The organism is Pseudomonas sp. GL_135, assembly GCF_057834665.1.
Genome location: NZ_CM174408.1, coordinates 1,320,983 through 1,344,316, shown reverse-complemented (window position 1 = coordinate 1,344,316; position 23,334 = coordinate 1,320,983). Strand labels below are relative to the sequence as shown.

Below are 23,334 nucleotides of genomic sequence, written 5' to 3'. Positions count from 1 at the left end.
ATTGCCTGTGGGACAAGCGGCAGCCCGCTTGCCCCACGGTTTGAAGAGAAAGCGCTTACAGGCCCGCCTTCACCTTGCTGGCAACCTCGGCCGGCACCCAGGCGGTCCAGACGTCCGGGTGATCCTTCAGGAAGCTTTTCGCGACGACACTCGGTTCCTGGCGCTTCTCGCTCATCTCGCCCAACGTTTTGTTCAACTGATCGATGGGCAGGTCCACCTTCTCGAAGAAGCTCACCAGATCCGGGTACTGCTGACGGAACGGTTCTGACACGCCGATGGCCAAGTGGGCAGCGAGGGAGCTGGAGCCGATGGGGTTGGGATTGCTGGCGTCGGATAGGGTTTTCCACGCGGCTTCGTTGAATGGCGGCTCTTCCAGCTTGATCAGCTTGAAGCGACCCAGCAGCGGCGTCGGTGACCAGTAGTAGAACAACACCGGCTTGCCGCGACGGATGGACGATGCGACTTCAGCATCCAGCGCCGCGCCGGAACCGGTACGGAAGTTCACGTAGCTGTCGTTGAGCTTGTAGGCCTTGAGCTTCTGGGTGTTGACGATCTCCGACGTCCAGCCGGTCGGGCTGTTGAGGAAGCGGCCCTTGTCCGGAGATTCCGGGTCCTTGAACACGTCCTTGTATTTGGGCAGGTCGGATACCGATTTCAGGTCCGGCGCCAGCGGTTTGATGCCGCGCTCCGGGTCGCCCTTGATCACGAACTCCGGCACCCACCAGCCTTCTGTCGCGCCTTTGACGATGTTGCCCAGGCCGTGGACCTTGCCCTCGGCCTCGGCCTTGACCCACGCCGGGCTGCGACCGGCCCACTCTTCGCCGATCACCTGAATGTCGTTCTTGGCCAGCGCCGCTTCCAGACTCACCGTGCTGCCGGGCAGTGTGTCGGTGGGATAGCCGTAGCCTTTTTCCACGATGGTGCGCAGGATTTCGGTAATCAGGCTGCCGCTCTCCCACGTGATGTCACCGAAATGAATCGGCGCGGTTTTTTCTGCGCCGTACGCCGAGCCCGTCAGGGCAGCCAGTGCCAGCAGCGAGCCGCCCAGCAGTTTTTTGATTGGTGTCATGGATGTCTCTCGTCGCTCGGGGATGGGAGGAGCTCAATCGGTTTGGCACAGTTGGTTGGGCACAGCACACGCTTTATTCCAGACAAGCGCGGCGGCAACAGGTTTCAGCCTGATCCATGTAGTCGCTCACCGAACGCCGGGAAATGCCCAGCTGCGCGGCAATTTCAGGATAGGTCAGCCCGCCGCGGCGCGAGAGCACAAAGGTTGATTTGATCTTTGCAGGCAGGCGGTCAAGGCGTCGATCCAGACGATCAAGGATTTGCAGCGTGGCGGCGTGGCTTTCTGCCGACGCAAAAGGAACAGCGTCTTCCAGGGCCAAGCCCTCCAGATAATCGCGCTCCTGATCACGCCGCCGCCAGCGCTCATACACCAGCCGCTGGGCGATGGTGGTCAGCAGCGCGCGCGGGTCCCGGATGGGCACGACGTTGGGCGAGGCCAACAATTGCAGGAAGGTTTCGGAGGCAACATCTTCGGCGCTCTGCTCGGAGTCGACCAGCCGACGCAGTCGCAGGCATAGCCAGGAGTGGTGCTGCACAAAGAGTTCGCTGAGGTAGTGGCGATGCGTAACGTCGGCGCCAGCCATAAGACATCCCCTGCCCTGAAATTTTTATCATCGGGACTTTCCGAGAGGCCATGCTAGCAAGCGCGGTTATGCAGTAAAAATACTTAAAAGTGATTCTTATAGACGATCAGGGAATAACTGAAGTGAGGCGAGGCCGCGCGCTATTGCCTGCTGCTGGTAATCGAGCAGCACCTGGTAATCCTCGACGCTAGCGGGCAACACCTCGCTGACCGCCAACACGTGGGCGACATCGGGGAATTCGATCAGCGCTTGATTCATCGCCGCGCGGATGGCATCGGCATCGGCGCCGAGCCGCGTGATGTAGGGCAGGCACGGCCCCTCCGCCGTACGAGCAATCACCTTCAAACCGGCGACTTCCTCGCTGCCGTCGCGGGCCAGATAGTCGAAGGTCACGCTGTCGATGGCGGCCAGATCACCATCCCCCGCCTTGATCGCCGCAATACTGGCGCGATGACCGCCGGTGAGCGTGACATCAGCAAAAAACACCCCATTCTGTTGAAGCGGCGCCAGGGCGTGGCGGAACAGGTTCATGCCGGAATTGGAATCCCGCGAATTCAGCAGGCCATGACTGCCTCTGAACTCGACGAGGGCCTGACGCGGATCGTCCTCACGGGCGACCATCAGGCTGCAATGGTTGCCATCGGCGCTGTGGGGCAACTGATAAACAGGCCGCCCGACCACCTGCACCTTGCCCTGCAATTCCGTCATCAGCGGATAACCGCAGGTTTGGGCCAGCAGCAAGTGCGGCGACAGCCACAGCGCTTTCAGGTCCAAAGTCTGCGCATCGAGACGCTCCACGCCAAGGATTTCCACTGTTCGTTTCAGCCACTGCTCTTGCGCCTGCTGAACGCGCGGCGGCGCGACGTACATCAGCAGTTCGGCGAAGCCTTGGGGCATGTTAGGTGTTCCTCATCAGACCTGGGATTTCAAACATGGGGATGTTGCGGGCTGTCGATAGGATTGAAGCTGTGGCGACGAAAGAGTTCCGCGTAACCGGCCACCAGAAATCCGCCGCTGCGTGCCAGCCACTGCTCGCGCCGCGCCCGATACACGACCGGCATGTGATACCACGACAAGCCGGGCAAGTCGTGGTGCACGAGATGCAGGTTCAGGTTCAGGAACAGCCAGGCCCATGGCCAGGAGGCTTCGTTGATCACCGTGCGCTCCTGGGAATACTCGCCAGGGCGGTGCTCGTAATAAGAGCGAACCATCGACACCGCCAGCGCCGGTACGCTGCAGAAGATCACGTAATGCACGGCCGAGATCGCGCTGTAATGCTCAATGAATAAAAACATCAGCACCAGCACTCCACCGTGGGTCGACCACATCGCCCAGGCCTGACGCTCGCCACGCAGCAGTCGCCGGGTCTCGCCAACGATCAGGCTGCTCAACGCCAACGGCACACCAAACACCAGACGCCCCGGCGGCGTCTTGTCGAGCCACCGCAACACACGCATCAGCGTGCCGGTCTGCTTCCAGTCCAGCTGGCTCAAGTAGCGGCTTTCCGGATCGCGACCGGGAACGGTCAGGTCTTCATCGCAGTGATGCTGCATATGGGTGTCGCGATACAGCGTGTACGGATACCACACCGCAAAGGGCGCGTAACCGAGCAGCTTGTTCAGGCGCAACGAACGGGTCGGGTGGCCGTGCAGCACCTCGTGTTGCACCGACATCCACAGCACCAGCAGCGGGATCATCAACAGCGTTGTCGGCCACACGCCCAGGTGCGGACTGGCAACCAGCAACGTCGGCCAGCCTGTGAACACACCGATCAGCAGCAACCAGGTCGGCCATTCCGTACGGCCAGTAAAGCTTGCACGCAGACGCTTGATCTCTTCGCGCTGCGCGTCGTCCAGGTAGTTGGGCATTGCCGGTTCCTGCATTCGGGCTGATAACCGGTTGTGCAACGACGCAGGAAAAACTTGTAGATCGATTGGTTATGAGGGTAGAACGATGCGCCCAAGCCGACCTTGATTCGACGCCCAGCGCACATGCCCGACATTCAGTTCTTGCCCCTCCCCGACCTGCAGCGTCCGTTGCTGGAGAAGTTTTACCGCGCCCATCGCTCGCCCATGCGTGCCAGAGGCGAGGCGCAGATATGGGTGGCGCGCCAGCCGGACATTGTTGGCGCCTTGTGCCTGACGCCTGTTGCGGGTGGGCACTGGTTGACCGGGTTGTTCGTTGCGCCGGCCGAGCGCGGGCGCGGTGTCGCAGCAGGGTTGATCGCGGCAGCGTTGATATCGGTTGAAGGGAGCGTCTGGCTGTTCTGTGAGCCAGCGTTGAGCGGGTTTTATCAGCGGATCGGCTTCGTTGAGGTTGAGGACTTGCCGCAGGAACTGGCCCCACGGCTGGCGCGTTATCGACAGACCAAGCCGTTGATCTCGCTTGTGCGCAGCGCTGATTGACCGGCTGACAGGCTTAGAACTTTTCCTGCGGTAAACCAAACCAAACGTGCCATCGCAGGCCCGGCCTTGCGTGCTAGCCTCGCCGATCATTTCTTGGTTGAGCAGGATGCACATGAAACCGGCGCTTATGGTTCTCTCTCTCGCGGCACTTTCGGCGACAGGCTTGGCGACGGCGAGCGCTGCGCCTGAATCCACAGTGACTCACGCGCAGTTCGCGAGCGTCCTCAGCGGCGACTGGCGAGTCCCGCAAAATGCCGCACGCGATCAATACCGGCACCCCGAGCAGACGCTGAAATTCTTCGGCCTGCGCCCTGATCAGACGGTCATCGAAATCACACCGGGCAATGGCTGGTACAGCGAACTGTTGGCGCCACTGCTCAAAGACAAGGGGCATTACGTTGCTGCCATCGTCGACCCCGCCATCAGCGATTACGCGAAGAAATCCGCCGACAGCCTGAAGCAAAAATACGCCGCCGACCCTGCCCATTACAGCGAGGTCGAGGTCGTGGCTTATGCGCCCGAGGCGCCGGTCTTCGGCAAGCCAGGCTCGGCCGACACCGTGCTCACCTTCCGCAACGTGCACAATTGGGTCGATGCCGGCAACGAAGCGGCGACATTCAAGGCGTTTTACGAAGTATTGAAGCCGGGCGGGACGCTCGGCGTGGTCGACCACCGGGCCAAACCCGGCACCACCGCCAAGGACAACGAAAAAAACGGCTATCTGCCGACGGACTATGTGGTGAAACTGGCGCAGAAGGCGGGTTTCAAGCTGGCGGCCGAGAGCGAAATCAATGCCAACCCCAAGGACACCAAAGACTATCCTGACGGGGTCTGGACACTGCCGCCGGCGTTGGTCAAGGGAGAACAGGACAAGGCGAAGTATCTGGCGATCGGCGAATCCGATCGCATGACCCTGCGGTTCATCAAGCCAGAGAAATAATGAGCTGGCCGACGCTAGAACTTTCTATGTCATCGTGGCGTTGACACCAACGCCAAAGGAACAGACCAGCTCTCGCGGCCGTTGCATAACCTGTGGGAGCGAGCTTGCTCGCGAATAGGAGGTTCGAACCGGTGGATATCGGGCGGATGTACCGGCCTTTTCGTGAGCAAGCTCACTCCCACACAGATAATCAGCTGCCCTAGAGATTTCGTTGAATTCCGAAGCCGTTATTCGTCCGCGTTCGGGTCCATTCCCGGGAACAGCACTTCGATAAAGCCGAAGCGGCTGAAGTCGGTAATGCGTGACGGGTACAGGCGGCCGATCAGGTGATCGCACTCATGCTGAACGACCCGCGCATGAAACCCGCGGGCTTCCCTTTGGATAAGCTTGCCGTCCGGGTCGAAACCCTCGTAGCGAATGTGCTCGTAGCGGTCCACCACACCACGCAGGCCCGGGACGGACAGACAGCCTTCCCAGCCCTCTTCCAGGGTTTGCTCCAGCGGCGTGATCAGCGGATTGAGCAGGATGGTCTGGGGAACGGCCTCTGCATCCGGGTAGCGATCGCTGCTCTCAAAACCGAAGATCACCAGTTGCAGATCAATGCCAATCTGGGGCGCAGCCAGGCCGACACCGCCGACGCTTTCCATGGTTTCGAACATGTCTTCGATAAGCGTCTTCAGCTCACGGGAGCCGAACATCGACTCCGGGACAGGTGGCGCAATGCGCAGCAAGCGCTCGTCACCCATTTTCAGAATTTCGCGAATCATTGCGGGCCCTCTGCAACGGGCAACGGCGCCAAAAGCAGGCGCCGTGTGCCTTGAGCGTGATCAGAATTTGTCGGTTTTCAGCACCGGTGGCGTTGGGGTGTAGTCTTGGTCATGGGTATGATCGCGGCCGAGTCTGGAAACGTGCTGCTTGAGGTGGACCGTATTGAAATCGGCCATCCCATCGCGCTCGCCCTCTTCCTTCTCACCTTTTTCTTTGCCTTCGGCTGACATGTGCTCGATGACAGCGTTCATCTCAGCGCCCAGCAACAACACCGCTGCGGAGATGTAGAAATACAGCAGCAGCACGATGATCGCGCCGATGCTGCCGTACATCGCGTTGTAGTCAGCGAATGTCTTCACGTAATAGGCAAAGCCCAGCGAAGCGACGATCCACACCACAACTGCAAGCACTGAGCCTGGGGTAATGAAGCGGAAGCTCTGCTTAACGTCGGGCATCACGTAATACATGATCGCCACCGCCACCATCAGCAGCAGGATAATCAGCGGCCAGCGCAGAATCGTCCACAGTGTGACGATGAAATCTTCCATGCCAATCTGCGCGGCGAGCCAGTTCATGACCTGCGGGCCGGTGACCATCAGCGCCGCAACCGTGAGCAACATCCCGGCGATGCCAATGGTGTAGAACACCGAGAGCGGGATGCGCTTCCAGGCCGGACGCGCTTCGACCACGTCATACGCGGCATTCATGGCGCTCATCATCAGCCGCACGCCGGCCGACGCGGTCCACAGCGCGATGACGATACCGATTGACAGCAGACCGCCCTTGGACTGTTGCAACTGGTCAATGACCGGGTTCACCTGATCGAGGGCCTGGGGCGGCAGAACCAGCTCGGACTGCAGTCGCAACCAGCTGAAAAAGTCCGGCAGGTGCAGGAAACCGATCAGGGCGATAAGGAAGAGCAGGAACGGGAACAGCGAAAACAGCATCTGGTAGGCCAGTGCCGAGGCGTAGGTCGACATCTCGTCATCGAGAAACTCTTTGACCGTTCTGACCAACACTGTCTTGATGCTGAGCTGGCGCAAGTCCGGGAATATCATGGCGTCTCCTTCGCGACACAGATGTAGCCGAAGCACGGTTATTGATTCAGGCGTTTCTACAAGCGGTATGCATACGAGCGGGCAATTGCGTTGAAATTCCGTCGGTTGCCCGAACGGGCAGGCTTTTTACAGGGCGCCCGGGGTATTGGCTACATTTGATGTGTTTCAGGCGGTCGGCGACGCAAATGATAACGGCCATCAAAGGATGGCCGTTACGGTGTTGCGACTCTGGTCGCCGGGAGCATGCGGGCTCCGGGCGCAAGGGATTCAGACCTTGTCGACGCCTTTTTTCACAGCGTCTTTTGCGTCGCCAACGGTTTGTTGCGCTTCGCCTTTGATTTCTTGCGCTTTGCCTTCGGCACGCAGTTTGTCGTTGTCAGTCACTTTGCCGACGCCCTGCTTGACGTTACCTACCGCTTCGTTGGCCATGCCTTTGACTTTATCGCCGGTGCTGCTCATAGGATTCACTCCAGGGTGGAAATAGGATGTCATTAACTCGACACTAGAACTGACCGGAGCGGTGAATCAGAGGTTCAATTATTTCGCGAGGGTGCGTTAAGCAGGTCAAGAGCTTCCCGGCTGAAGCCGGTCCTACAGGCACTCGGTGGTTTTAGTGGGACCGGCTTCAGCCGGGAAGAGGACAGTCGAGGCGCTGACATTTTGATCGTTCCCACGCTCTGCGTGGTCACGCATCCCGGGACGCTCAGCGTCCCTGTTGGAGCTCGCGAATTTTGCCTTTATGTTTCCCTGAGAACCCCGGAGAATGCGCGACCGAACCGGCGGCGCTCAGGGCGTCGGGCCAGGTTGACGAGACCGTGATCCAGGAATGTTATGAAACTCGATAAGCAGCAAGCCATTGCGCGCCGTAATGAACAGCTCGGCGGCGCCGTGCTCGGCACCAACAACACGCACTTCGCCGTGCTCGACCCCAAGCGCAATATCTGGTGGTTTGATTTGCCCATGAGCCGTCTGGCGGTGGGTCAGTACGAGTGGCTGCATTTGCTTCTGCACACGCCCAGCACCGATGAGTTGATTCACCTGAAGGTGACGACCAAGTTCCTGCGCGATCAAAAAGACGCAGTGGTGGTTCGCAATGAAGGCAAGCGCAAGTCCACCGTGAGCCTGGAGCTTTCGGCGGACAAGGATTCGTATTTGAAGGACATGCGCCCGAACGGCGCGAATCTGAGCTTCGCCAGTTTCGTACAGAAGTGATCTGGCAAGGCTAATCAGAAGGCCGCAGCGCAGATTAACCCGCGCTGCAGCCGAGTATCACGTCAGACCAGTTCGATACGGTCGGCGTGAATGACGATCTGGCCCTGTTTGTACAGTGCACCGATCGCTTTCTTGAAGTTTCCTTTGCTGACGCCGAACAGATTGCTGATGACCTGTGGATCGCTCTTGTCACTGACAGGCAGCACCCCGTTGTTGTCGCGCAATTTGCCAAGGATTTGCGCGTTGAGGCTGCTGGCAAGCTGTTCGCCCACCGGCTGCAGACTCAGGCTGATGTTGCCGTCGCTGCGCACTTCCTTGATGAAGCCTTTTTCCTGTTTGCCCGAACGCAGGAACTTGAACACCTCATTCTTGTGAATCAGGCCCCAGTGCTTGTTGTTGATGATTGCCTTGAAACCCATCGCGGTCTCTTCGGCGACCAGCAAGTCCACTTCCTGCCCGACTGAATAGTTCGCCGGCGCCTTGTCCAGATAGCGATCCAGACGCGTGGTCGCGGTGATGCGGCGGGTGTGTTTGTCGAGGTAGACATGCACCACGCAGTAATCACCGGCTTTCAGCGGCTGCTTTTCTTCCGAGTACGGCAGCAGCAAATCCTTGGGCAGGCCCCAATCCAGAAAGATGCCAATGCTGTTGACTTCAACCACTTTGAGACTGGCAAATTCACCCACCTGAACCTTGGGCTTCTCGGTGGTGGCGATTAACTTGTCATCGCTGTCCAGATAAATAAAGACGTTGAGCCAGTCTTCATCTTCGCTGGGAATATCTTTGGGGATATATCGATTGGGCAGCAAAATTTCGCCGTCTTGTGCCCCGTCCAGATATAAACCGAAGTTGGTGTGTTTCACCACTTGCAAACTGTTGTAGCGCCCGACTAAAGCCATGTGCAGATACCCTCGTTACGTGGGCGGCATTCTACCCGAATTCGGACGGGCATTCCGGATTGGCCACTGACGTCAGCTCGCGACCTTGAAAATCAACGGGTTGGTGAACGACTCTGCGCAGAGGATGCCGGACGCAAGCCATTCGTCAGGTCGCTGAGCGTCGTTGCCGCCTTGAACGCTGGCTCGATTTAAGAGAAAGCCATGTTGAACATCGCAATTAAAACAGTCATTTAGCGGCTCATCTCAGGAAATGTTTCCGCTGCTCATCGCGATGAGCAGCCCTCCCCTCGTCCGATAATACCCAAGCAATTTCCGGCCAATTCCGATAGGATGGCCGGCCGTATTAAATTTATATAGGTCAATTGCAGCCATGCGTGTAAAAGCATCCAACTCGAAAGCCAAGCCAGCTCCTGCCGTTGAGACCAGCGATTCGATCAACGCACAAATTGCAGCTTTCCTGAAATCCGGTGGCGAGATCCAGCAGATCGCCAAAGGTGTCAGCGGCCAGACCTTCGGCCCATCCAAACAGATCTCCCTCGGCAAAAAGTAAATTTTCTCCCGCCTCCGCGGTCGACATCCAGGCGCTTTGATCACAAAGCGCCAGGTCTATCGCTCCCTCGCTGCACAAAGCTCTGCTTTACTCTCGTCACATGACCGCTCATTGATGCTGCTATGCATGGGTCATGGGAAAGAACGGACGATACCCTGATCTGCTGACGTCTCTGCGGAAACCGCTATGAACAAACGGATGATCATCGGCGCCCTGCTTAGCCTCGGGCTGACCGGCTGTGCGACCCACGGTTGCGACACCTCGGTGGCAGGCAGCGCATGCCGGGCCGACTATCTGCTGTATCAGAACGACATGCTCCAGGCCAAGCTGCTGATCAACGAGCGCCGCGCCGAAAACGACGAGCTTGCCAGCGCGCTGCTTGAGCGGGCAGCGCGCGAGGACACATCCGGCGAAGCGGAGTTTTACCAGGCGATACTGCTCTTGCGTCAGAACGCCAGCGCGAAACAGGTTGATGCCAAGCTCGATGACTCGGCCGATCGCAACTATCCGCTGGCCATCGCCTTACAGGCACAACGGGCTGGAAAGGAAGATCAGCAAAAGGCCCGCGCCTGCCGTGCCAGGTACGAAAAGCTCGATGTCGCCACCAGTGGTTACCCCTCTTTCCCCCAAGCGTTGATCGTCGTCAATCAGCTGATTTCCCCCGGGAACTGATCGCTACATTCAGCCCATCTGCATCGAATCGACCAATGGTCGCGAGATATCGCCAATCGGCGGTATCCTTGCGACGCTCTAGATCGCGGTTCTTGTCGGGCCATTCGCTGCCAGCACAGATACCTTCGACCCACTCCTCTGAAACCTGAAAGGAGTGAAGCATGCCTTATGCTCGCTGTTTCAACCGTTGGACCGGTGCGGTGTTTGCCTGCGCCGCTCTCATGCATCACGCCGCCAGCGCTCAAGTCATCGAGCGGGAGCTGGGCGACTTCAGCCTGAAGCTCGGCACCACGCCCAGCCGCACCATGGCCCAGGGCCTGGTGACGCCGAGCGGTGCCGATTCCAAATTCCATGGCGGACTCGACCTGACCCACGACAGCGGCTTCTACTTCGGGCAATGGTCCCCCAGCACCGGGCTAGCGCCCGATACTTCGCTGGAAGTCGATTCCTACATGGGGTTCAAGAAGCCCTTCGACAAAACCCTCGGCTATGAACTGGGTGTCATTCGCTACAGCTACCCAAACACCGCTCAGCTCGACAGTCATGAGCTTTACGCCGGTTTCCGCATTTTCGACAGCCGCATCGGCACCGCTTTCAGCACTGACGCCGGCCGGCAGGACAGCACCCTGTTCCTCGACCTGGGCAGCATGATTCCGCTGGGCCTGGACCTGCGCATGCAGTACGGCAATCACCAGCTTGACTCGCCTTCGATCATCGACGGCGGCGGCGTGGTCAATGCCTACAGCGACTGGTCCTTCAACGTGTCGCGCCCCGTGCTGGGCATGGACATGAACCTGATGTACAGCGGTTCGAGCCTGACCGGCGCCGATTGCAGCGCTTACAGCGGGCACAACACGCAGTGCGAAAGCACGGTCACGCTCAAGGTTGTGCGCTCGTTTTTCTGATGGGTTGAACCGCCATGACCTGACTTGCTCTATAACGGGGAGACGAACCGGCAAGGAGCTGTCATGGGCATTGTGTTGAAGACCTTTATTTCGCTATGGCTGAGCCTGACGCTGCTGGCAGGGTGCAGTCAGATCGGACTGACGTATCGGCATCTGGACTTCATCATCCCCTGGTCGCTCAACGACTACCTGGACATGAACGCGTCGCAGAAAGACTGGCTCGACGAGCGCTTGAAGGAGCATTTGAGCTGGCACTGCACCACCCAGATCCCCGGTTACCTCGACTGGCTTGACCGTCTGCAAGGGATGGTCGAAAACAACCAGGTCAATCAAGAGCAGCTCAAGGCACGCACCGCCGAAGCGCGGCAAGCCATCGCCACCCTCTCCAAAGAAATCACGCCGTCGGCGGTCGAGCTGCTGCGTCAGCTGGACGATCAGCAAGTGGGCGAGATGCAAGCCGCGTTCGCCAAGGACCTGCGCAAGCATGAGGACGAGTACGTCGACCAGCCGCTGGACAAGCAGATCAGTGAACGCGCTCAACGCATGGAGAAACGGTTGACGCCGTGGATGGGCAAGCTGAATGCCGCGCAGCAGGCGCGAGTGATGCAGTGGTCGACGTCGCTGGGCGAGCAGAATCGGTTATGGATCGACAACCGCGCGCATTGGCAGTCGCTGTTGCTGGCGGCGGTGAAACAGCGCAAGGCCCCCGATTTCGATCAGAAGATCGCCAGTCTGTTGCAGGATCGTCAGACCTTCTGGACACCTGAGTACCGCGCGACCTACGACCATACCGAGCAGGCAGCGATTTCCCTCATTGCAGACCTGATGGCGCAGAGTACGGCGGATCAACGGCAGAAGTTGCTGGCGAAGATCGCCGACGTGCGCAAGGACTTCACGGATTTGAGTTGCTACAAGAGCATGAAAAAAGCGTCCTGATCAGGACGCTTTCGGGATCAGGCGATTTGCGCCTTTGAGGCCACTTCGTCAAAAGTGGCCGGATCCAGCGCATCGGCCTGTTCATCCAGCACCTGACGCGGATGGTCATTGCCCGGAATGCTGCTGTCGATCATCGCCAGCAGGCTCGCGCCGTTTGCGGTGAGGGTAGCGCCTTCGCCACTCCCACCTGCACCGCTGGTGTGGGCGGCAATGAACCCGCGTTCGAGCAACAGCGCTCTCAACTCTGCGGCATGGGTTTCTGATGCATCCTCGATTGCAACGCTGTTTTGTACGTGGTGCAGCAGACGCTCGATCAGGTCCCAGTCGTATCGTTTAGACATGTTTTAACCTCCAGTGGGCCAACAGGGCAATACCCGTGACGTCCGGTCATCGGGCTTGATGCTCAGTGGTTGTGACCCAGTGGAGGGCCAGCCGTTCAGCGGGCTGGCCGGGAAGCAGGAGGGGGTTATTCGGCGACGGGCGGACGCGTGACGCGCTTTTTCAGCGGCGCCATCCCGTCCTGGCTGACCAAAGGCTCGGCCTTCGGACGATTTACCGATTTGCGTTTGGTCGGGCCCTTGGCGACGGCTTTCTTTTTGTCGCCCTTCTTGTCACCTTTGCCATCGGTTTTTTTCTTCTTCACGCCAACAGCCTTGCCTGACGCCTTGACCTTCTTCGGCCCGGTGTAGGTGCCTTTGACTTCCTTGATCGTGCGGCGCTCGAACTTCTGCTTCAGGTAGCGCTCGATGCTGGACATCAAGTTCCAGTCACCGTGGGTGATCAGCGAGATCGCCAGCCCTTCGCCACCGGCACGGCCGGTGCGGCCAATGCGGTGAACGTAGTCGTCACCGGTGCGCGGCATGTCGAAGTTGATGACCATGTCCAGGCCGTCGACGTCCAGACCACGGGCCGCGACATCGGTCGCCACCAGAATCTTCACGCCGCCCTGCTTCAGACGATCGATCGCCAGCTTGCGGTCCTTCTGGTCTTTGTCGCCGTGCAGCACGAACGCTTTGTACTCGAGCGCCACGAGGCGGCCGTAAATGCGGTCGGCCATGGCCCGCGTGTTGGTGAAGATAATGGCTTTCTGGTAGGTCTCGTTGGCCAGCAGCCAGTTGAGGACCTGCTCTTTGTGCACGTTGTGGTCGGCGGTGATGATCTGCTGACGGGTGCCCGGGGCCAGTTCGCTGACACTGTTGACCTGCAGGTGCTGCGGGTCTTTCAGGACTTTGCCGATCATTTCGCGCAGGCCCGAACCACCGGTGGTGGCCGAGAACAGCATGGTCTGCTGACGATTGGCGCATTCGCCGGCCAGACGCTCGACGTCTTCGGCAAAGCCCATGTCGAGCATGCGGTCGGCTTCGTCGAGGACCAGCAGTTCAACCTGCTTGAGGTCGAGGTTGCCGGCGTTGAGTTGCTCCAGCAGGCGGCCCGGCGTACCGATCAGGATGTCCGGAACCTTGCGCAGCATCGCCGCCTGGACCTTGAAGTCTTCGCCGCCGGTGATCAGGCCGGCCTTGATGAACGTGAACTGGGAGAAACGCTCCACTTCCTTGAGCGTCTGCTGGGCCAGCTCGCGGGTCGGCAGCAGGATCACGGCGCGGATGTCGACGCGAACCTTGGCCGGGCCCATCAGGCGATTGAGCATCGGTAATACGAACGCGGCAGTCTTGCCGCTGCCGGTCTGCGCCGTCACCCGTAGATCGTGTCCTTCCAGCGCCAGCGGAATGGCCGCTGTTTGCACAGGCGTAGGCTCGACGAAATTGAGTTCGGCCACGGCTTTTAGCAGGCGTTCGTGCAGGGCGAATTGGGAGAACACGGGTGTTACCTCGGCGTAATACAAAAAAACAGTCGCATAGGGTACCGGTTTACGCCTGATTCGCCGAGTCTCTTTAGCTCAAAGGGCCTATTTTGTTACCGGATTTGGCCTACCCTGCCCTCGCTTCCCTATCAATGCTCTAATCGCGCCCCCCATTTCTGATCAGGAGATCCAGCGCCCATGGACACCCATTCGCTTTGGCTACGCGCCCAGGAAATCTGGACGCTGCTGGAAAACCAGCCAATGCTGCGCACGATCACCGGATTGCTGTTACTCCTCGTCGCCGCTTTCGCGCTCGGGCGTCTGGCGCGATGGATGATCCTCTACGCCATGAAAGCCCTGAGCCGCCAGCCATCACTGTTCTGGCTCAACGATTTTCTGCACAACAAAGTCTTTCACCGACTGGCCCAGGTCACGCCCTCGGTGGTCATTCAATTCGGGCTGAATCTGGTCCCGAACCTCAGCACTGCCGCCAATCACGTGCTCGGCAACATTGCGCTGGCGTTCACCATCCTCTTTCTCATGCTGACCGTCGGCGCGCTGCTCAACGCGCTGCTGGACATCTACGCGCGCACCGAACACGCCCGCACTCGCTCGATCAAGGGCTACGTGCAGCTGACGAAAATGATCCTGTACGTATTCGCGGGGATCATCATCGTTGCCACATTGATCGATCGATCACCGTTATTGCTGCTATCCGGGCTCGGCGCGATGTCGGCGGTGATTCTGCTCGTCTACAAAGACACCCTGCTGTCCTTCGTTGCCAGCGTGCAGTTGACCAGCAACGACATGCTGCGGGTCGGCGACTGGATCGAAATGCCACAAGTCGGCGCTGACGGGGACGTGGTGGACATCACCCTGCACACCGTCAAGGTGCAGAACTTCGACAAGACCATCGTGTCGATCCCGACCTGGCGGTTGATGTCCGAGTCGTTCAAAAACTGGCGCGGGATGCAGCAATCCGGCGGGCGCAGGATCAAGCGCAGCCTGTTCATTGACGCCAGCGGCGTGCGGTTCGTCTCCGATGAAGAAGAACTGAAGCTGACCCAGGTTCGTCTTCTGACGGACTACATGGGCCGCAAAAAAGCCGAGCTCAGGGCGTGGAACGAGGCACAGGGCAACGTCGCCGAGATGTCAGCCAATCGCCGTCGCATCACCAACATCGGCACGTTCCGCGCCTACGCGCTGGCGTACCTGAAAAGCCACGCCGACATTCACCCGGACATGACCTGCATGGTCCGCCAGATGGAAGCCACGGCCCAAGGGGTTCCGCTGGAAATCTACTGTTTTACCCGCACCACGAGCTGGGGGGACTACGAGCGGATTCAGGGGGATATTTTCGATTACCTGCTGGCCGTGCTGCCGGAGTTCGGGCTGGGCGTTTATCAACAGCCGAGTGGCGCGGATTTGCGGATGGGGTTGGCGAAGATGTCGTCGAATGAGAGTGTGCAATTGCCATTAGCGTCACGGCCCGAAGCGCCAACGCCAGTCAAAATCCCTCTGCGCGGATCGGAACATTTATGAGTCAAGTCCCCAACGCTTACCTCGGGGTCTGGAAGCGGCGATTGATCCAGCGTCGCTCAGGGCACACGGACAGCGAAACGGCAGTGTATTGGCTACAGACACCACGACTGTTCGCAGACCTGCGAATCCCTAACACTCCGCTGCCAGGCTTGGCGCTTGACGACCTCAGCGACGCTCAGCACGTGGCGATGAGCGAGCAGCAAGGCTTTGCCGGGGTCACTCAGGTCGACGCCGACATTTGCCAATGGCATCGCAAAATGGACTATCAGCCGGTCAACGGCGACGAAGACATTGGACGCATCCGCTTTGAAACCAGCGATTGCCTCATCGAAACAGCGCTGGATGACAGCTACTACGAAATATGGGATCGACTGCCTCGATCGATTGGCGCATGCCGTGGGCAATGGTTGCAGGGGATAGATGACCCGGCGCGTCAGGGCTGTTTGCTGTTGGCGGGGGACTACTTTCTGTTCGCCGCGAGCCGTCCTGAGCCACTGCCATCGGGTACCGATTTAAGAGAGTTGCTCAGCCAATCCGGAAGCCGCGAACAAAGCGTCCCCCTGTTGGCTTGCGAGCTCTCGTTCGGCCAGCATCGCGCGGGTGAAGCGCCCTGGAAAATCGAGTGCTCGACACTGCCCGCGAACATAGGCCAGGTTCTGTTGCCAGCTTCGGTGGATCCTGATGGCTCAGGTATATTCGCCAATGAAGCGGTATTGTCTTCATTGGGGGCATTTACCCCACCCGGGGGTTGGTGCTGTGCTCCCGATCCATAACCATCCCAGAGGCAGGTCTTGGATATGCAGTTGGCAGTGAGTCACAACGCCGCGCCGTTTCTGACCCGCACCGCCCCTGGGGACATGCCCACCGACCGTTTGAACGCGCGGCTGAACGCGGCCAATGATCCGTAACCCAGTTCGCTGGCGACGGTTTCAACCGGTTGACGTTCGCGACTCAACCGGAGAACCGCCAGACGCATTCTCAAGTCCGTCAGGTATCGAAGCGGAGTGACGCCGGTTGCAAGGAAAAACCGCTGAGCAAACACCGAGCGGGATTGCCCGGCTTCCTTTGCAAGCGATGCCACTGTCCAATGGTGGCCAGGCTGTTTGTGCATCATGACCAGCGCCATGCTGAGTCGGGGATCCTGTAACGCGCTCAACCAGCCCGAGGCGCCGCCGCATCCGCCAGCCACCCAGCCTCGTACGATCAGGGCGGCGACCACTTCGGCCAGACGCGCCAGGATTCCCATGTGCCCCGCCTGGAGGGTCAGCGACTCACGCTCCATCGCCTCAAGCATGGGGCGGATCTCGGGTGATGACTCAAGCAGGGTACTCACCTGCAACACCTCTGGCATGGCCGTTACGAGCGGTTGCATGCCACCGAGCTCCAGCGTCATGCAGCAACTGAAGAGAATCGGCGCGCGGCCTTCTCGCTTCTGATCAACAAGGGACTTCTCACCGCCGTCATCCCTCGCCAAAGCGTCCAGAGCAAAGGGCTTCACCTCGGCGGCGCGGGTATTTTCAGAGGCCAATACCCCATGGGGCCCTCCATGGGGAAGGAGCACGGCATCCCCCGTGTCGAGCCGATGAAGATGGCCGCCTGGGCTGCGCAGCCAAAGCGGCCCGCGCCCTGCAAAATGAAATTGCGCCCGGCCCACTTCGTTGCTGAAGCCAATGCCCTGAGAGACTGGAACTTCCATTCTGCGGAACTGCACGCCGAACAAGCGCATACCTGACAGCAATTCACCCACTAGGGCGTTGGAAGAAGGATGCATAAAGAGGGAACCAAGTCAGGACGTATAATCAAATAATAAGCGTTCTGGATCATAGAACGTCCCAACGAGCCTGCCTAGACTTTGCTTCCCACCTTGAAGTCAGGAAGCAGTCCCCATGAACTACCTTCGATTTACCCGAATGCTGCGCAGCACCTGCGCGGTCCTCCTTTTGGGAGGCCTGTCCTCGCTGACCCTGGCCGCAGACCGGAGCTACACCGTGACTGCGCCGGATGGCATCAAGCTGGCGGTGCAAGAGTCAGGCAATCCACAGGGCCCTGCCATTGTCTTCATTCATGGACTGTTGGGCAGTCGACTCAACTGGGAGAAACAAACGAGCAGTGCCGAACTGCAACGCTATCGCATGATCACCTACGACCTGCGTGGTCATGGTCTTTCCGACAAGCCGGAACATGCCGACGCCTATACCGACGGGCGCCGATATGCCGATGACTTGGCCGCGGTGCTCAAGGCAACCGGCACCAGGAAGCCGGTATTGGTCGGCTGGTCATTGGGCGGCGTGGTCATGTCGAACTACCTCGCCGCGTATGGGGACGCTGATATTGGCGGGGTGATGTACGTCGACGGCGTCATCGAACTTAACGCCGCGCTGATCACTTCTCACCCTGATGTCTATGCAGGCCTGGCGTCCGATGATCTGGAAACACATCTGGACGCCGTGCGCACTTTTCTGTCGCTCTGCTTCAACACCCGGCCAGACTCGGCCACGTTCGAGCTGCTGTTATCCAATGCTGCCATGGCTTCCTGGCCGATGACCCGCGCCACGCCCTCGATGACCGTTGCCGTGGCGGAAGGACTGCCCAAGGCACGCGTGCCGGTCCTGATGGTGTATGGCGAAAAGGATGAGCTGGTTCAGGTTCAGCCCAGCATCGTCCGCGCCAGGCAGTTGAACCCTCGCATTCAGACGAAGCTGTACGAAAACTCGGGCCATGCGCCGTTTCTGGAAGAAGCCACGCGCTTCAATCGGGATTTGGTTCAGTTCATGGACACATCTGTGACCGCTGGTCAGGGCCACTGAAAGCAGACTAAGAGGCTGGCTGATGTCCGAGCTGAGACGTGCAACCTCCACACCTTTCTTTAGTGACTTCCGGTCACTCGACATGGAAGCAGGCGGAGTTCGCTTCGCCGGTGTCATTGGGGGTAATGGCCCACCAGTGCTCCTGCTCCACGGCTACCCGCAAACCCACATCGCCTGGCGGCGAATTGCACCAGCGCTGGCGCTGACTCATACGGTGATCACCCCGGACCTCCCAGGGTACGGCTCGAGCCTGATCAGGCAAACAACACCTCGATGGACGAAGCGCCGCGTCGGGAACGCACTGGTGGCACTCATGGAGAAGCTGGGACATAAGCGATTCTCTGTGGCCGGCCACGACCGAGGGGCAAGGGTCGGATATCGCATGGCCCTTGATCACCCTGAGCGGATCACCGCATTCGCCTCCCTCGCGGTGGTGCCGACGCTGGACGCGCTGGCCTCAATGGATTTTCGCGGCGCCTACAAGGCCTTCCACTGGTTTTTGCTCGCTCAGCAGGCGGACCTGCCCGAGCGCTTGCTGGCTGCTGACCCGGATGCATTCATTGATTTCGCGCTGGAAAAGATGACTGAGGGGCGAGAGGTGATCGACGCGGCGGCCATGGAAGCTTACCGGGCGGCATTTCGCAGACCTTCGGTGCGTCTGGCCATGATTGAAGATTACCGGTCTGCGCTGGATGAGGATCTTGCGCTGGACGAAGCAGACTTCGCGGCAGGGCGAAAGCTGCGGTGCCCGGTGCTGGTGCTATGGCCGGATGCCGATCACGCTGATAACCGCCCGACACCCATCGACATCTGGCGGCGCTGGGCAACCAACGTGACCGGCAGCCCAACGCGGGGTGGGCATTTGCAGCCAGAAGATGCTCCAGAACAAGTAGCGGCAGCACTTGTTCCCTTCTTGCGAATGCACAACATCTAATGACGTTTGAAGGTAAGTTGTTATCAGCTGAGCATAAAAACGGAGTAAACCCGACGCACTTTAATTCAAACCACAAAAAACCCGGCGTCTGCCGGGCTTTTATGTTTGGGCATTCAAACACCCAAGGAATTAACGTTCACGCTGGTAGCTCGAACCGAACTCTTTACGGTTTTCAGCGACGGTCACAGTGCCCGAAGTCTGGGTAGCGAAAGGCTTGACCGCCTCTTTGCTGGCGACTTTGCTGTCCAGAACGGTAGCAGTGGAAGCGTCGACGATGGCACGTTGGTTAATGTGCTCAGGGCTGGCGAATGCAGAACCGGCGGCCAGGATGGACAAGGCGAAACCGAAGGCGATGGACTTTTTCATGATGTAGATCTCCGCGTAGTTGCTGGTAAGTTGGTTAAGTCGTTTCGTTGGGGCCAATCTATTCGGTTGATCCCAACATGAAAAACCAAGCATGCAGATATCTAACATCACTCTCGCTGATGTCGTTAACGCGGGCGTCTAACCCGGCTGTTTCAGAGAACAGCCCGGCGTTGAGCAATACCGCGGCGACTGATCCACACCGACGAAACAATCACCAGACCGCCCAAAAACAGCTTGCCCAGGTCCTCGTTCTGTCCCCAGATCAACAGATTGATCAGCAGCCCCACCGGCACATGCAGGTTATTCATCACCGCCAGCGTGGCGCCGTTGACCAGGCAAGCGCCTTTGTTCCACCAGTACATGCCGAGCGCGGTGGAACACAGGCCGAGGAACAGCAACACCACCCACTGTTGAGGCGCATCCGGCAGATGCTGCGGGTTGCCAAACAGTAGAAACGCCGGCAAGGCCACAGCCAGGGCGCCGAGGTAGAAATAGCCAAAGCGGCGGTAGTGCGGCAGATCGCTGGGGTGACGGGCCACCAGGTGTTTGTACAGCACCTGCCCCGCTGCGTAGGTGAAGTTGGCCAGTTGCAGCAACAGGAAGCCGCCGAGGAAGTTCGGATCGACCCGGTCGTAACGGATGATCACCGCGCCGAGCACCGCGACCAACGCCGCCAGCAGGCCCCACGGATTGAAGCGCCGATTGAGAGCGTCTTCGATCAGCGTGACGTGGAGCGGCGTGAGGATGGTAAACAGCAGCACCTCGGGGACCGTCAACACGCGGAAGCTCAGGTACAGGCAGACGTAGGTGACGCCGAACTGAAGCGCGCCGATCAGCAGCATGCCGCGCATGAAGGGAGGCTCTACACGACGCCAGCGCGTCAGTGGAATAAAGACCAGGCCGGCCAGCACCACGCGTAGCAGCACGGCAAAGTAGCTGTCGACGTGCCCGGCCAGATAAACGCCAATCAGGCTGAAGGAAAACGCCTGAATCAGCGTCACGAAAAGTAGATAGCCCATGGTCGCCCCTTTTTTGAAGGCGGCGACCTTAGCCGGTTGGCCGTGGCGTGTCTATTGAACAGGTCAGCCGGGCCACCGTTGGCAGCGATCCCGGACCCGGAAAGAAAAAACCCGATCGACCCGGCGCAGTCCTGCAGGTCGATCGGGCAATGCACTCAGGAGCGAACGAGTGCCAATGGAGTGTCGATGAACACGAGCATCATCAGGCGACGGGATTAACGGGCGATTAAGCGATGTGTGGGAGGTCGCTCCCGCGAGAGAACGTTCATTTCCCTGGCCGGTCAGCGGCAGCTGTCTCGATCAAAGAAGCTGCCAATCGCCGAGAACCCATCTAAGAATTTGTTTTATCGACGAAGCCGAAGTACGCTCCGTCGACGCTGATGCGCGGGTTACAGAGGCTCGCAGCTCAGGGAGATGCGCAGCTTGACGATGTCGCGGGTGAATTTCGCGGTAACTTCGGTGCTGCTCTTCGGCGCGACCTGGACCCGGCGCGTGCGTGGGGCCTCCGGCCCGTTGCGAAAGACCACGCTGCACTTGGCGGGAACGTCGCCAAAGTTGTTCAGGGTGATGTTGCCGATGTCGTAGGCGACGTCATGACTGTTGTAGTCCACCTGCACGCCCTTGATGTCTTTCTCGACGTCGATCGGGTAGGCAAACGCGCTCAGCGGCAGCATCGCCAGCAGCACACACCAGATTCTTTTCATGGGGCAGTCTCCATTCAGGGACCGCCAGCTTAGGACAACAGGAGCGAGAGATGAAAGCGCCCCGCGTGACCCTTGATCAATGGCGCACGCTGCAAGCCGTTGTCGACCATGGCGGCTTTGCTCAGGCTGCCGAAGCGCTGCACCGCTCGCAGTCGTCGGTCAGCTACACCGTTGCCAGGATGCAGGACCAGCTGGGCGTTCCGCTGTTGCGCATCGATGGCCGCAAGGCCGTGCTGACCGAGGCCGGCGAGGTCTTGTTGCGACGTTCGCGGCAACTGGTGAAGAACGCCAGCCAGCTGGAAGACCTGGCCCATCACATGGAACAGGGTTGGGAAGCCGAGGTGCGGCTGGTGGTCGACGCCGCTTACCCGAACGCGCGACTGGTGCGGGCGCTGACAGCCTTCATGCCACAGAGCCGCGGATGTCGGGTGCGACTGCGTGAGGAAGTGCTGTCGGGCGTGGAGGAAGTGTTGCTGGAAGGCGTAGCCGATCTCGCCATCAGCGGCTTCAGCATTCCGGGGTATCTGGGTCATGAGATGAGCAAGGTCGAGTTCGTCGCCGTGGCCCACCCTGGCCATGCCTTGCATCAACTACAGCGTGAGTTGAATTTCCAGGACCTGGAAAGCCAGTTACAGGTGGTGATTCGTGACTCCGGTCGCAATCAACCGCGCGATGTCGGCTGGCTCGGTGCCGAACAGCGCTGGACAGTTGGCAGCCTTGCGACGGCAGCTGCGTTTGTCAGCAGCGGGTTGGGGTTTGCCTGGTTGCCGCGCCACATCATCGAGCGGGAAATCCGGGAGGGCGTGCTGAAGATTCTGCCTCTTGATAAAGGCGGCAGTCGGCATCCGACGTTCTATCTGTACTCCAGCAAGGACAAACCGCTCGGGCCTGCGACGCAGATTCTGATTGAGCTGATTCAGAGTTTCGACACCGCGCCGCTGGATGCGCCCTTCCCGGCGCCGCAGCAGATGCTTTGAATAGGCTCTATCCGGGGACAGATTAATTTACGGTGAAGCGCTGTAAATAAATCAGTCCCCTCAGTCTACTGTAGGACTGGCTTTAGCCGGGAAAGCGTCAGGAGTCACACCGCAAATTTGAGGGTGATCACGCTGGCCTCTTCCCGGCTGAAGCCGGTCCTACGAATGCACCGCATTACCCTGTGGGACTGGCTTTAGCCGGGAAAGCGTCAGGGGTCACACCGCAAATTTGAGGGTGATCATGCTGGCCTCTTCCCGGCTGAAGCCGGTCCTACGAATGCACCGCATTACCCTGTGGGACCGGCTTTAGCCGGGAAGGCGTCGGGCGTTACACCGCAGGTTTGGGGGTGATTAAACCGGCCCCTTCCCGGCTGAAGCCGGTCCCACTAAAACAGGGCGGGGCATGCCCCCACTGTCCAAATCCCCGCAAACGTGCTTCCCTTACGTCCTGTTTTTTCGCAGTCGACATCAATTTCAGGACTCTGCCCATGCTGAAGAAAATCGCCCTCTCCGCCGCTGCCGTGTTGTTCGCTGGCAATCTGATGGCCGCTCCGGCGCCTCACGTTGTGCTGACCACCAGCTTCGGCGATGTGGAAATCGAGCTGAACCAGGACAAGGCGCCCGTCAGCACTCAGAACTTCCTCAAGTACGTCGACAGCAGCTTCTACAACAACACTATCTTCCACCGGGTGATCCCGGGCTTCATGGTGCAAGGCGGCGGCTTTACGGCGCAGATGCAGCAGAAATCCACCAACGACCCGATCAAGAACGAAGCCGATAACGGCCTGCACAACGTGCGCGGCACTGTCGCGATGGCGCGGACTTCGGACGTTAACTCGGCCACCAGCCAGTTCTTCATCAACGTCGTTGACAACGCAATGCTCGACCACGGCGCCCGCGACTACGGTTATGCGGTGTTCGGCAAGGTCGTGAAAGGCATGGACGTCGTTGACCAGATCGTCAACGTGCAGACCGCCAACAAAGGCGGCATGCAGAACGTGCCGGTGGACCCGATCTACATCAAGACGGCCAAGCGCGTGAACTAAGCCTGTCGCAAGGGCAAAAGCCGGGCGCCTGCCCGGCTTTTGCATTTTAGGGGCAAGGCCTTTGAATCAGCGTGAGCAATCGCGTTTTGCTGTGGTCTGAACCGAAGACTGCCATTGAGCTGCTCTCAAGCCGCTGCCTAT

At 59.3% G+C, this 23,334-nt stretch carries 28 protein-coding genes; 13 read left to right on the top strand and 15 right to left on the bottom strand.

The features are described 5' to 3' along the window. Positions 1 to 55: 55 nt before the first annotated feature. From AC3ISG_RS06090 to AC3ISG_RS06075, 4 genes are all read right to left on the bottom strand, one after another. Positions 56 to 1,069, bottom strand: coding sequence for an ABC transporter substrate-binding protein (locus tag AC3ISG_RS06090; protein ID WP_489298732.1), 1,014 nt, complete (start codon positions 1,067 to 1,069; stop codon positions 56 to 58). Positions 1,070 to 1,142: 73 nt separating this feature from the next. Continuing rightward, complete coding sequence (locus AC3ISG_RS06085; RefSeq protein ID WP_489298731.1) at positions 1,143 to 1,652, bottom strand: sigma-70 family RNA polymerase sigma factor; 510 nt, start codon at positions 1,650 to 1,652, stop codon at positions 1,143 to 1,145. 96 nt (positions 1,653 to 1,748) lie between these two features. After that, positions 1,749 to 2,549: a phosphate/phosphite/phosphonate ABC transporter substrate-binding protein gene (locus tag AC3ISG_RS06080; RefSeq protein ID WP_489298730.1), complete on the bottom strand. Its 801-nt coding sequence runs from the start codon at positions 2,547 to 2,549 to the stop codon at positions 1,749 to 1,751. 29 nt (positions 2,550 to 2,578) lie between these two features. Beyond that, on the bottom strand, positions 2,579 to 3,520 hold the full coding sequence (locus tag AC3ISG_RS06075) for a fatty acid desaturase (protein WP_122535457.1): 942 nt from the start codon (positions 3,518 to 3,520) through the stop codon (positions 2,579 to 2,581). Positions 3,521 to 3,643: 123 nt separating this feature from the next. On the opposite strand from AC3ISG_RS06075, the gene AC3ISG_RS06070 reads away from it, so the two are divergent. Together AC3ISG_RS06070 and AC3ISG_RS06065 are read left to right on the top strand one after the other, a co-directional pair. Next, positions 3,644 to 4,057 (top strand): GNAT family N-acetyltransferase, encoded by a 414-nt coding sequence (locus AC3ISG_RS06070; RefSeq protein ID WP_489298729.1) that lies wholly within the window; start codon positions 3,644 to 3,646, stop codon positions 4,055 to 4,057. A gap of 112 nt (positions 4,058 to 4,169) precedes the next feature. After that, complete coding sequence (locus AC3ISG_RS06065) at positions 4,170 to 4,997, top strand: class I SAM-dependent methyltransferase (RefSeq protein WP_489298728.1); 828 nt, start codon at positions 4,170 to 4,172, stop codon at positions 4,995 to 4,997. A gap of 227 nt (positions 4,998 to 5,224) precedes the next feature. Here AC3ISG_RS06065 and def read toward each other — a convergent pair whose 3' ends face one another. The 3 genes from def to AC3ISG_RS06050 all read right to left on the bottom strand — a co-directional run bounded on the left by def (position 5,225) and on the right by AC3ISG_RS06050 (position 7,282). Then, entirely contained in the window at positions 5,225 to 5,764 is a 540-nt protein-coding gene (gene def / locus AC3ISG_RS06060) for a peptide deformylase (protein WP_065992704.1), read from the bottom strand. 60 nt (positions 5,765 to 5,824) lie between these two features. After that, positions 5,825 to 6,823, bottom strand: coding sequence for a YihY/virulence factor BrkB family protein (locus tag AC3ISG_RS06055; RefSeq protein ID WP_489298727.1), 999 nt, complete (start codon positions 6,821 to 6,823; stop codon positions 5,825 to 5,827). A gap of 267 nt (positions 6,824 to 7,090) precedes the next feature. Beyond that, complete coding sequence (locus AC3ISG_RS06050; RefSeq protein ID WP_272630440.1) at positions 7,091 to 7,282, bottom strand: CsbD family protein; 192 nt, start codon at positions 7,280 to 7,282, stop codon at positions 7,091 to 7,093. 372 nt (positions 7,283 to 7,654) lie between these two features. On the opposite strand from AC3ISG_RS06050, the gene AC3ISG_RS06045 reads away from it, so the two are divergent. After that, positions 7,655 to 8,035, top strand: a complete 381-nt coding sequence (locus AC3ISG_RS06045) for a hypothetical protein (protein ID WP_065992698.1) — start codon at positions 7,655 to 7,657, stop codon at positions 8,033 to 8,035. A gap of 62 nt (positions 8,036 to 8,097) precedes the next feature. On the opposite strand, the gene AC3ISG_RS06040 is transcribed toward AC3ISG_RS06045, so the two are convergent. Next, on the bottom strand, positions 8,098 to 8,934 hold the full coding sequence (locus AC3ISG_RS06040) for a CvfB family protein (protein WP_122622291.1): 837 nt from the start codon (positions 8,932 to 8,934) through the stop codon (positions 8,098 to 8,100). A gap of 370 nt (positions 8,935 to 9,304) precedes the next feature. Between AC3ISG_RS06040 and AC3ISG_RS06035 the strand changes: the two genes are divergently transcribed. The 4 genes from AC3ISG_RS06035 (at position 9,305) to AC3ISG_RS06020 (ending at position 11,997) form a co-directional block, all read left to right on the top strand. Continuing rightward, positions 9,305 to 9,484 carry a hypothetical protein gene (locus AC3ISG_RS06035; RefSeq protein ID WP_037012170.1) on the top strand — a complete coding sequence of 60 codons (180 nt, stop codon included), beginning with the start codon at positions 9,305 to 9,307 and terminating at the stop codon, positions 9,482 to 9,484. A gap of 186 nt (positions 9,485 to 9,670) precedes the next feature. Then, complete coding sequence (locus AC3ISG_RS06030) at positions 9,671 to 10,156, top strand: hypothetical protein (RefSeq protein WP_489298726.1); 486 nt, start codon at positions 9,671 to 9,673, stop codon at positions 10,154 to 10,156. A 161-nt stretch (positions 10,157 to 10,317) separates the two neighbouring features. Continuing rightward, positions 10,318 to 11,061, top strand: coding sequence for a TorF family putative porin (locus AC3ISG_RS06025; RefSeq protein WP_122536616.1), 744 nt, complete (start codon positions 10,318 to 10,320; stop codon positions 11,059 to 11,061). A gap of 63 nt (positions 11,062 to 11,124) precedes the next feature. Beyond that, positions 11,125 to 11,997, top strand: coding sequence for a DUF6279 family lipoprotein (locus AC3ISG_RS06020; RefSeq protein ID WP_122622293.1), 873 nt, complete (start codon positions 11,125 to 11,127; stop codon positions 11,995 to 11,997). A gap of 17 nt (positions 11,998 to 12,014) precedes the next feature. On the opposite strand, the gene AC3ISG_RS06015 is transcribed toward AC3ISG_RS06020, so the two are convergent. Further along, entirely contained in the window at positions 12,015 to 12,338 is a 324-nt protein-coding gene (locus AC3ISG_RS06015) for a hypothetical protein (RefSeq protein WP_172609377.1), read from the bottom strand. A 125-nt stretch (positions 12,339 to 12,463) separates the two neighbouring features. Further along, entirely contained in the window at positions 12,464 to 13,816 is a 1,353-nt protein-coding gene (locus AC3ISG_RS06010) for a DEAD/DEAH box helicase (protein WP_074891698.1), read from the bottom strand. A gap of 180 nt (positions 13,817 to 13,996) precedes the next feature. Here AC3ISG_RS06010 and AC3ISG_RS06005 point away from each other — a divergent pair, with 180 nt between their 5' ends. Continuing rightward, positions 13,997 to 15,340: a mechanosensitive ion channel family protein gene (locus AC3ISG_RS06005; protein ID WP_122536619.1), complete on the top strand. Its 1,344-nt coding sequence runs from the start codon at positions 13,997 to 13,999 to the stop codon at positions 15,338 to 15,340. A 188-nt stretch (positions 15,341 to 15,528) separates the two neighbouring features. Beyond that, entirely contained in the window at positions 15,529 to 16,113 is a 585-nt protein-coding gene (locus tag AC3ISG_RS06000) for a hypothetical protein (protein WP_489298725.1), read from the top strand. A gap of 41 nt (positions 16,114 to 16,154) precedes the next feature. Here the strand turns inward: AC3ISG_RS06000 and AC3ISG_RS05995 are convergent, their stop codons facing one another. Further along, positions 16,155 to 17,111, bottom strand: coding sequence for an AraC family transcriptional regulator (locus AC3ISG_RS05995; RefSeq protein ID WP_489298724.1), 957 nt, complete (start codon positions 17,109 to 17,111; stop codon positions 16,155 to 16,157). Between the two features lie 115 nt (positions 17,112 to 17,226). Between AC3ISG_RS05995 and AC3ISG_RS05990 the strand changes: the two genes are divergently transcribed. Then, on the top strand, positions 17,227 to 18,147 hold the full coding sequence (locus AC3ISG_RS05990; protein WP_489298723.1) for an alpha/beta fold hydrolase: 921 nt from the start codon (positions 17,227 to 17,229) through the stop codon (positions 18,145 to 18,147). Positions 18,148 to 18,220: 73 nt separating this feature from the next. Here AC3ISG_RS05990 and AC3ISG_RS05985 read toward each other — a convergent pair whose 3' ends face one another. Then, positions 18,221 to 18,358, bottom strand: coding sequence for a hypothetical protein (locus AC3ISG_RS05985; protein ID WP_489299587.1), 138 nt, complete (start codon positions 18,356 to 18,358; stop codon positions 18,221 to 18,223). Between AC3ISG_RS05985 and AC3ISG_RS05980 the strand changes: the two genes are divergently transcribed. Next, entirely contained in the window at positions 18,317 to 19,081 is a 765-nt protein-coding gene (locus tag AC3ISG_RS05980) for an alpha/beta fold hydrolase (RefSeq protein ID WP_489299458.1), read from the top strand. The genes AC3ISG_RS05985 and AC3ISG_RS05980 overlap by 42 nt on opposite strands. A 129-nt stretch (positions 19,082 to 19,210) precedes the next feature. Here AC3ISG_RS05980 and AC3ISG_RS05975 read toward each other — a convergent pair whose 3' ends face one another. The 3 genes from AC3ISG_RS05975 to AC3ISG_RS05965 all read right to left on the bottom strand — a co-directional run bounded on the left by AC3ISG_RS05975 (position 19,211) and on the right by AC3ISG_RS05965 (position 21,170). After that, complete coding sequence (locus AC3ISG_RS05975; protein WP_122536624.1) at positions 19,211 to 19,447, bottom strand: hypothetical protein; 237 nt, start codon at positions 19,445 to 19,447, stop codon at positions 19,211 to 19,213. 152 nt (positions 19,448 to 19,599) lie between these two features. Beyond that, entirely contained in the window at positions 19,600 to 20,466 is an 867-nt protein-coding gene (locus tag AC3ISG_RS05970) for a carboxylate/amino acid/amine transporter (protein ID WP_489298722.1), read from the bottom strand. A 389-nt stretch (positions 20,467 to 20,855) separates the two neighbouring features. Continuing rightward, entirely contained in the window at positions 20,856 to 21,170 is a 315-nt protein-coding gene (locus AC3ISG_RS05965) for a 3-phosphoglycerate kinase (RefSeq protein WP_489298721.1), read from the bottom strand. Between the two features lie 50 nt (positions 21,171 to 21,220). Between AC3ISG_RS05965 and AC3ISG_RS05960 the strand changes: the two genes are divergently transcribed. After that, a complete protein-coding gene (locus AC3ISG_RS05960) occupies positions 21,221 to 22,147 on the top strand; it encodes a LysR family transcriptional regulator (protein ID WP_122536626.1) in 927 nt (308 codons plus the stop codon). Between the two features lie 488 nt (positions 22,148 to 22,635). Next, positions 22,636 to 23,193, top strand: a complete 558-nt coding sequence (locus AC3ISG_RS05955) for a peptidylprolyl isomerase (protein WP_122536654.1) — start codon at positions 22,636 to 22,638, stop codon at positions 23,191 to 23,193. The last annotated feature ends 141 nt before the right edge of the window (positions 23,194 to 23,334 follow it).

What these genes read in the sequence shown, in the direction of transcription:
- AC3ISG_RS05960 (WP_122536626.1), top strand. Translation starts at nt 21,221, where the DNA reads ATGAAAGCGCCCCGCGTGACCCTTGATCAATGGCGCACGCTGCAAGCC.
- AC3ISG_RS05970 (WP_489298722.1), bottom strand. Translation starts at nt 20,466, where the DNA reads ATGGGCTATCTACTTTTCGTGACGCTGATTCAGGCGTTTTCCTTCAGC.
- AC3ISG_RS06085 (WP_489298731.1), bottom strand. Translation starts at nt 1,652, where the DNA reads ATGGCTGGCGCCGACGTTACGCATCGCCACTACCTCAGCGAACTCTTT.
- AC3ISG_RS06090 (WP_489298732.1), bottom strand. Translation starts at nt 1,069, where the DNA reads ATGACACCAATCAAAAAACTGCTGGGCGGCTCGCTGCTGGCACTGGCT.
- AC3ISG_RS06055 (WP_489298727.1), bottom strand. Translation starts at nt 6,823, where the DNA reads ATGATATTCCCGGACTTGCGCCAGCTCAGCATCAAGACAGTGTTGGTC.
- AC3ISG_RS05995 (WP_489298724.1), bottom strand. Translation starts at nt 17,111, where the DNA reads ATGCATCCTTCTTCCAACGCCCTAGTGGGTGAATTGCTGTCAGGTATG.
- AC3ISG_RS06040 (WP_122622291.1), bottom strand. Translation starts at nt 8,934, where the DNA reads ATGGCTTTAGTCGGGCGCTACAACAGTTTGCAAGTGGTGAAACACACC.
- def (WP_065992704.1), bottom strand. Translation starts at nt 5,764, where the DNA reads ATGATTCGCGAAATTCTGAAAATGGGTGACGAGCGCTTGCTGCGCATT.
- AC3ISG_RS05985 (WP_489299587.1), bottom strand. Translation starts at nt 18,358, where the DNA reads ATGAGTCAGCGCCAGCGCTGGTGCAATTCGCCGCCAGGCGATGTGGGT.
- AC3ISG_RS06025 (WP_122536616.1), top strand. Translation starts at nt 10,318, where the DNA reads ATGCCTTATGCTCGCTGTTTCAACCGTTGGACCGGTGCGGTGTTTGCC.
- AC3ISG_RS06045 (WP_065992698.1), top strand. Translation starts at nt 7,655, where the DNA reads ATGAAACTCGATAAGCAGCAAGCCATTGCGCGCCGTAATGAACAGCTC.
- AC3ISG_RS06020 (WP_122622293.1), top strand. Translation starts at nt 11,125, where the DNA reads ATGGGCATTGTGTTGAAGACCTTTATTTCGCTATGGCTGAGCCTGACG.
- AC3ISG_RS06000 (WP_489298725.1), top strand. Translation starts at nt 15,529, where the DNA reads ATGAGCGAGCAGCAAGGCTTTGCCGGGGTCACTCAGGTCGACGCCGAC.
- AC3ISG_RS06065 (WP_489298728.1), top strand. Translation starts at nt 4,170, where the DNA reads ATGAAACCGGCGCTTATGGTTCTCTCTCTCGCGGCACTTTCGGCGACA.
- AC3ISG_RS06070 (WP_489298729.1), top strand. Translation starts at nt 3,644, where the DNA reads ATGCCCGACATTCAGTTCTTGCCCCTCCCCGACCTGCAGCGTCCGTTG.
- AC3ISG_RS06075 (WP_122535457.1), bottom strand. Translation starts at nt 3,520, where the DNA reads ATGCCCAACTACCTGGACGACGCGCAGCGCGAAGAGATCAAGCGTCTG.
- AC3ISG_RS06080 (WP_489298730.1), bottom strand. Translation starts at nt 2,549, where the DNA reads ATGCCCCAAGGCTTCGCCGAACTGCTGATGTACGTCGCGCCGCCGCGC.
- AC3ISG_RS06005 (WP_122536619.1), top strand. Translation starts at nt 13,997, where the DNA reads ATGGACACCCATTCGCTTTGGCTACGCGCCCAGGAAATCTGGACGCTG.
- AC3ISG_RS05990 (WP_489298723.1), top strand. Translation starts at nt 17,227, where the DNA reads ATGAACTACCTTCGATTTACCCGAATGCTGCGCAGCACCTGCGCGGTC.
- AC3ISG_RS06050 (WP_272630440.1), bottom strand. Translation starts at nt 7,282, where the DNA reads ATGAGCAGCACCGGCGATAAAGTCAAAGGCATGGCCAACGAAGCGGTA.
- AC3ISG_RS06035 (WP_037012170.1), top strand. Translation starts at nt 9,305, where the DNA reads ATGCGTGTAAAAGCATCCAACTCGAAAGCCAAGCCAGCTCCTGCCGTT.
- AC3ISG_RS05965 (WP_489298721.1), bottom strand. Translation starts at nt 21,170, where the DNA reads ATGAAAAGAATCTGGTGTGTGCTGCTGGCGATGCTGCCGCTGAGCGCG.
- AC3ISG_RS06015 (WP_172609377.1), bottom strand. Translation starts at nt 12,338, where the DNA reads ATGTCTAAACGATACGACTGGGACCTGATCGAGCGTCTGCTGCACCAC.
- AC3ISG_RS05975 (WP_122536624.1), bottom strand. Translation starts at nt 19,447, where the DNA reads ATGAAAAAGTCCATCGCCTTCGGTTTCGCCTTGTCCATCCTGGCCGCC.
- AC3ISG_RS06030 (WP_489298726.1), top strand. Translation starts at nt 9,671, where the DNA reads ATGAACAAACGGATGATCATCGGCGCCCTGCTTAGCCTCGGGCTGACC.
- AC3ISG_RS05955 (WP_122536654.1), top strand. Translation starts at nt 22,636, where the DNA reads ATGCTGAAGAAAATCGCCCTCTCCGCCGCTGCCGTGTTGTTCGCTGGC.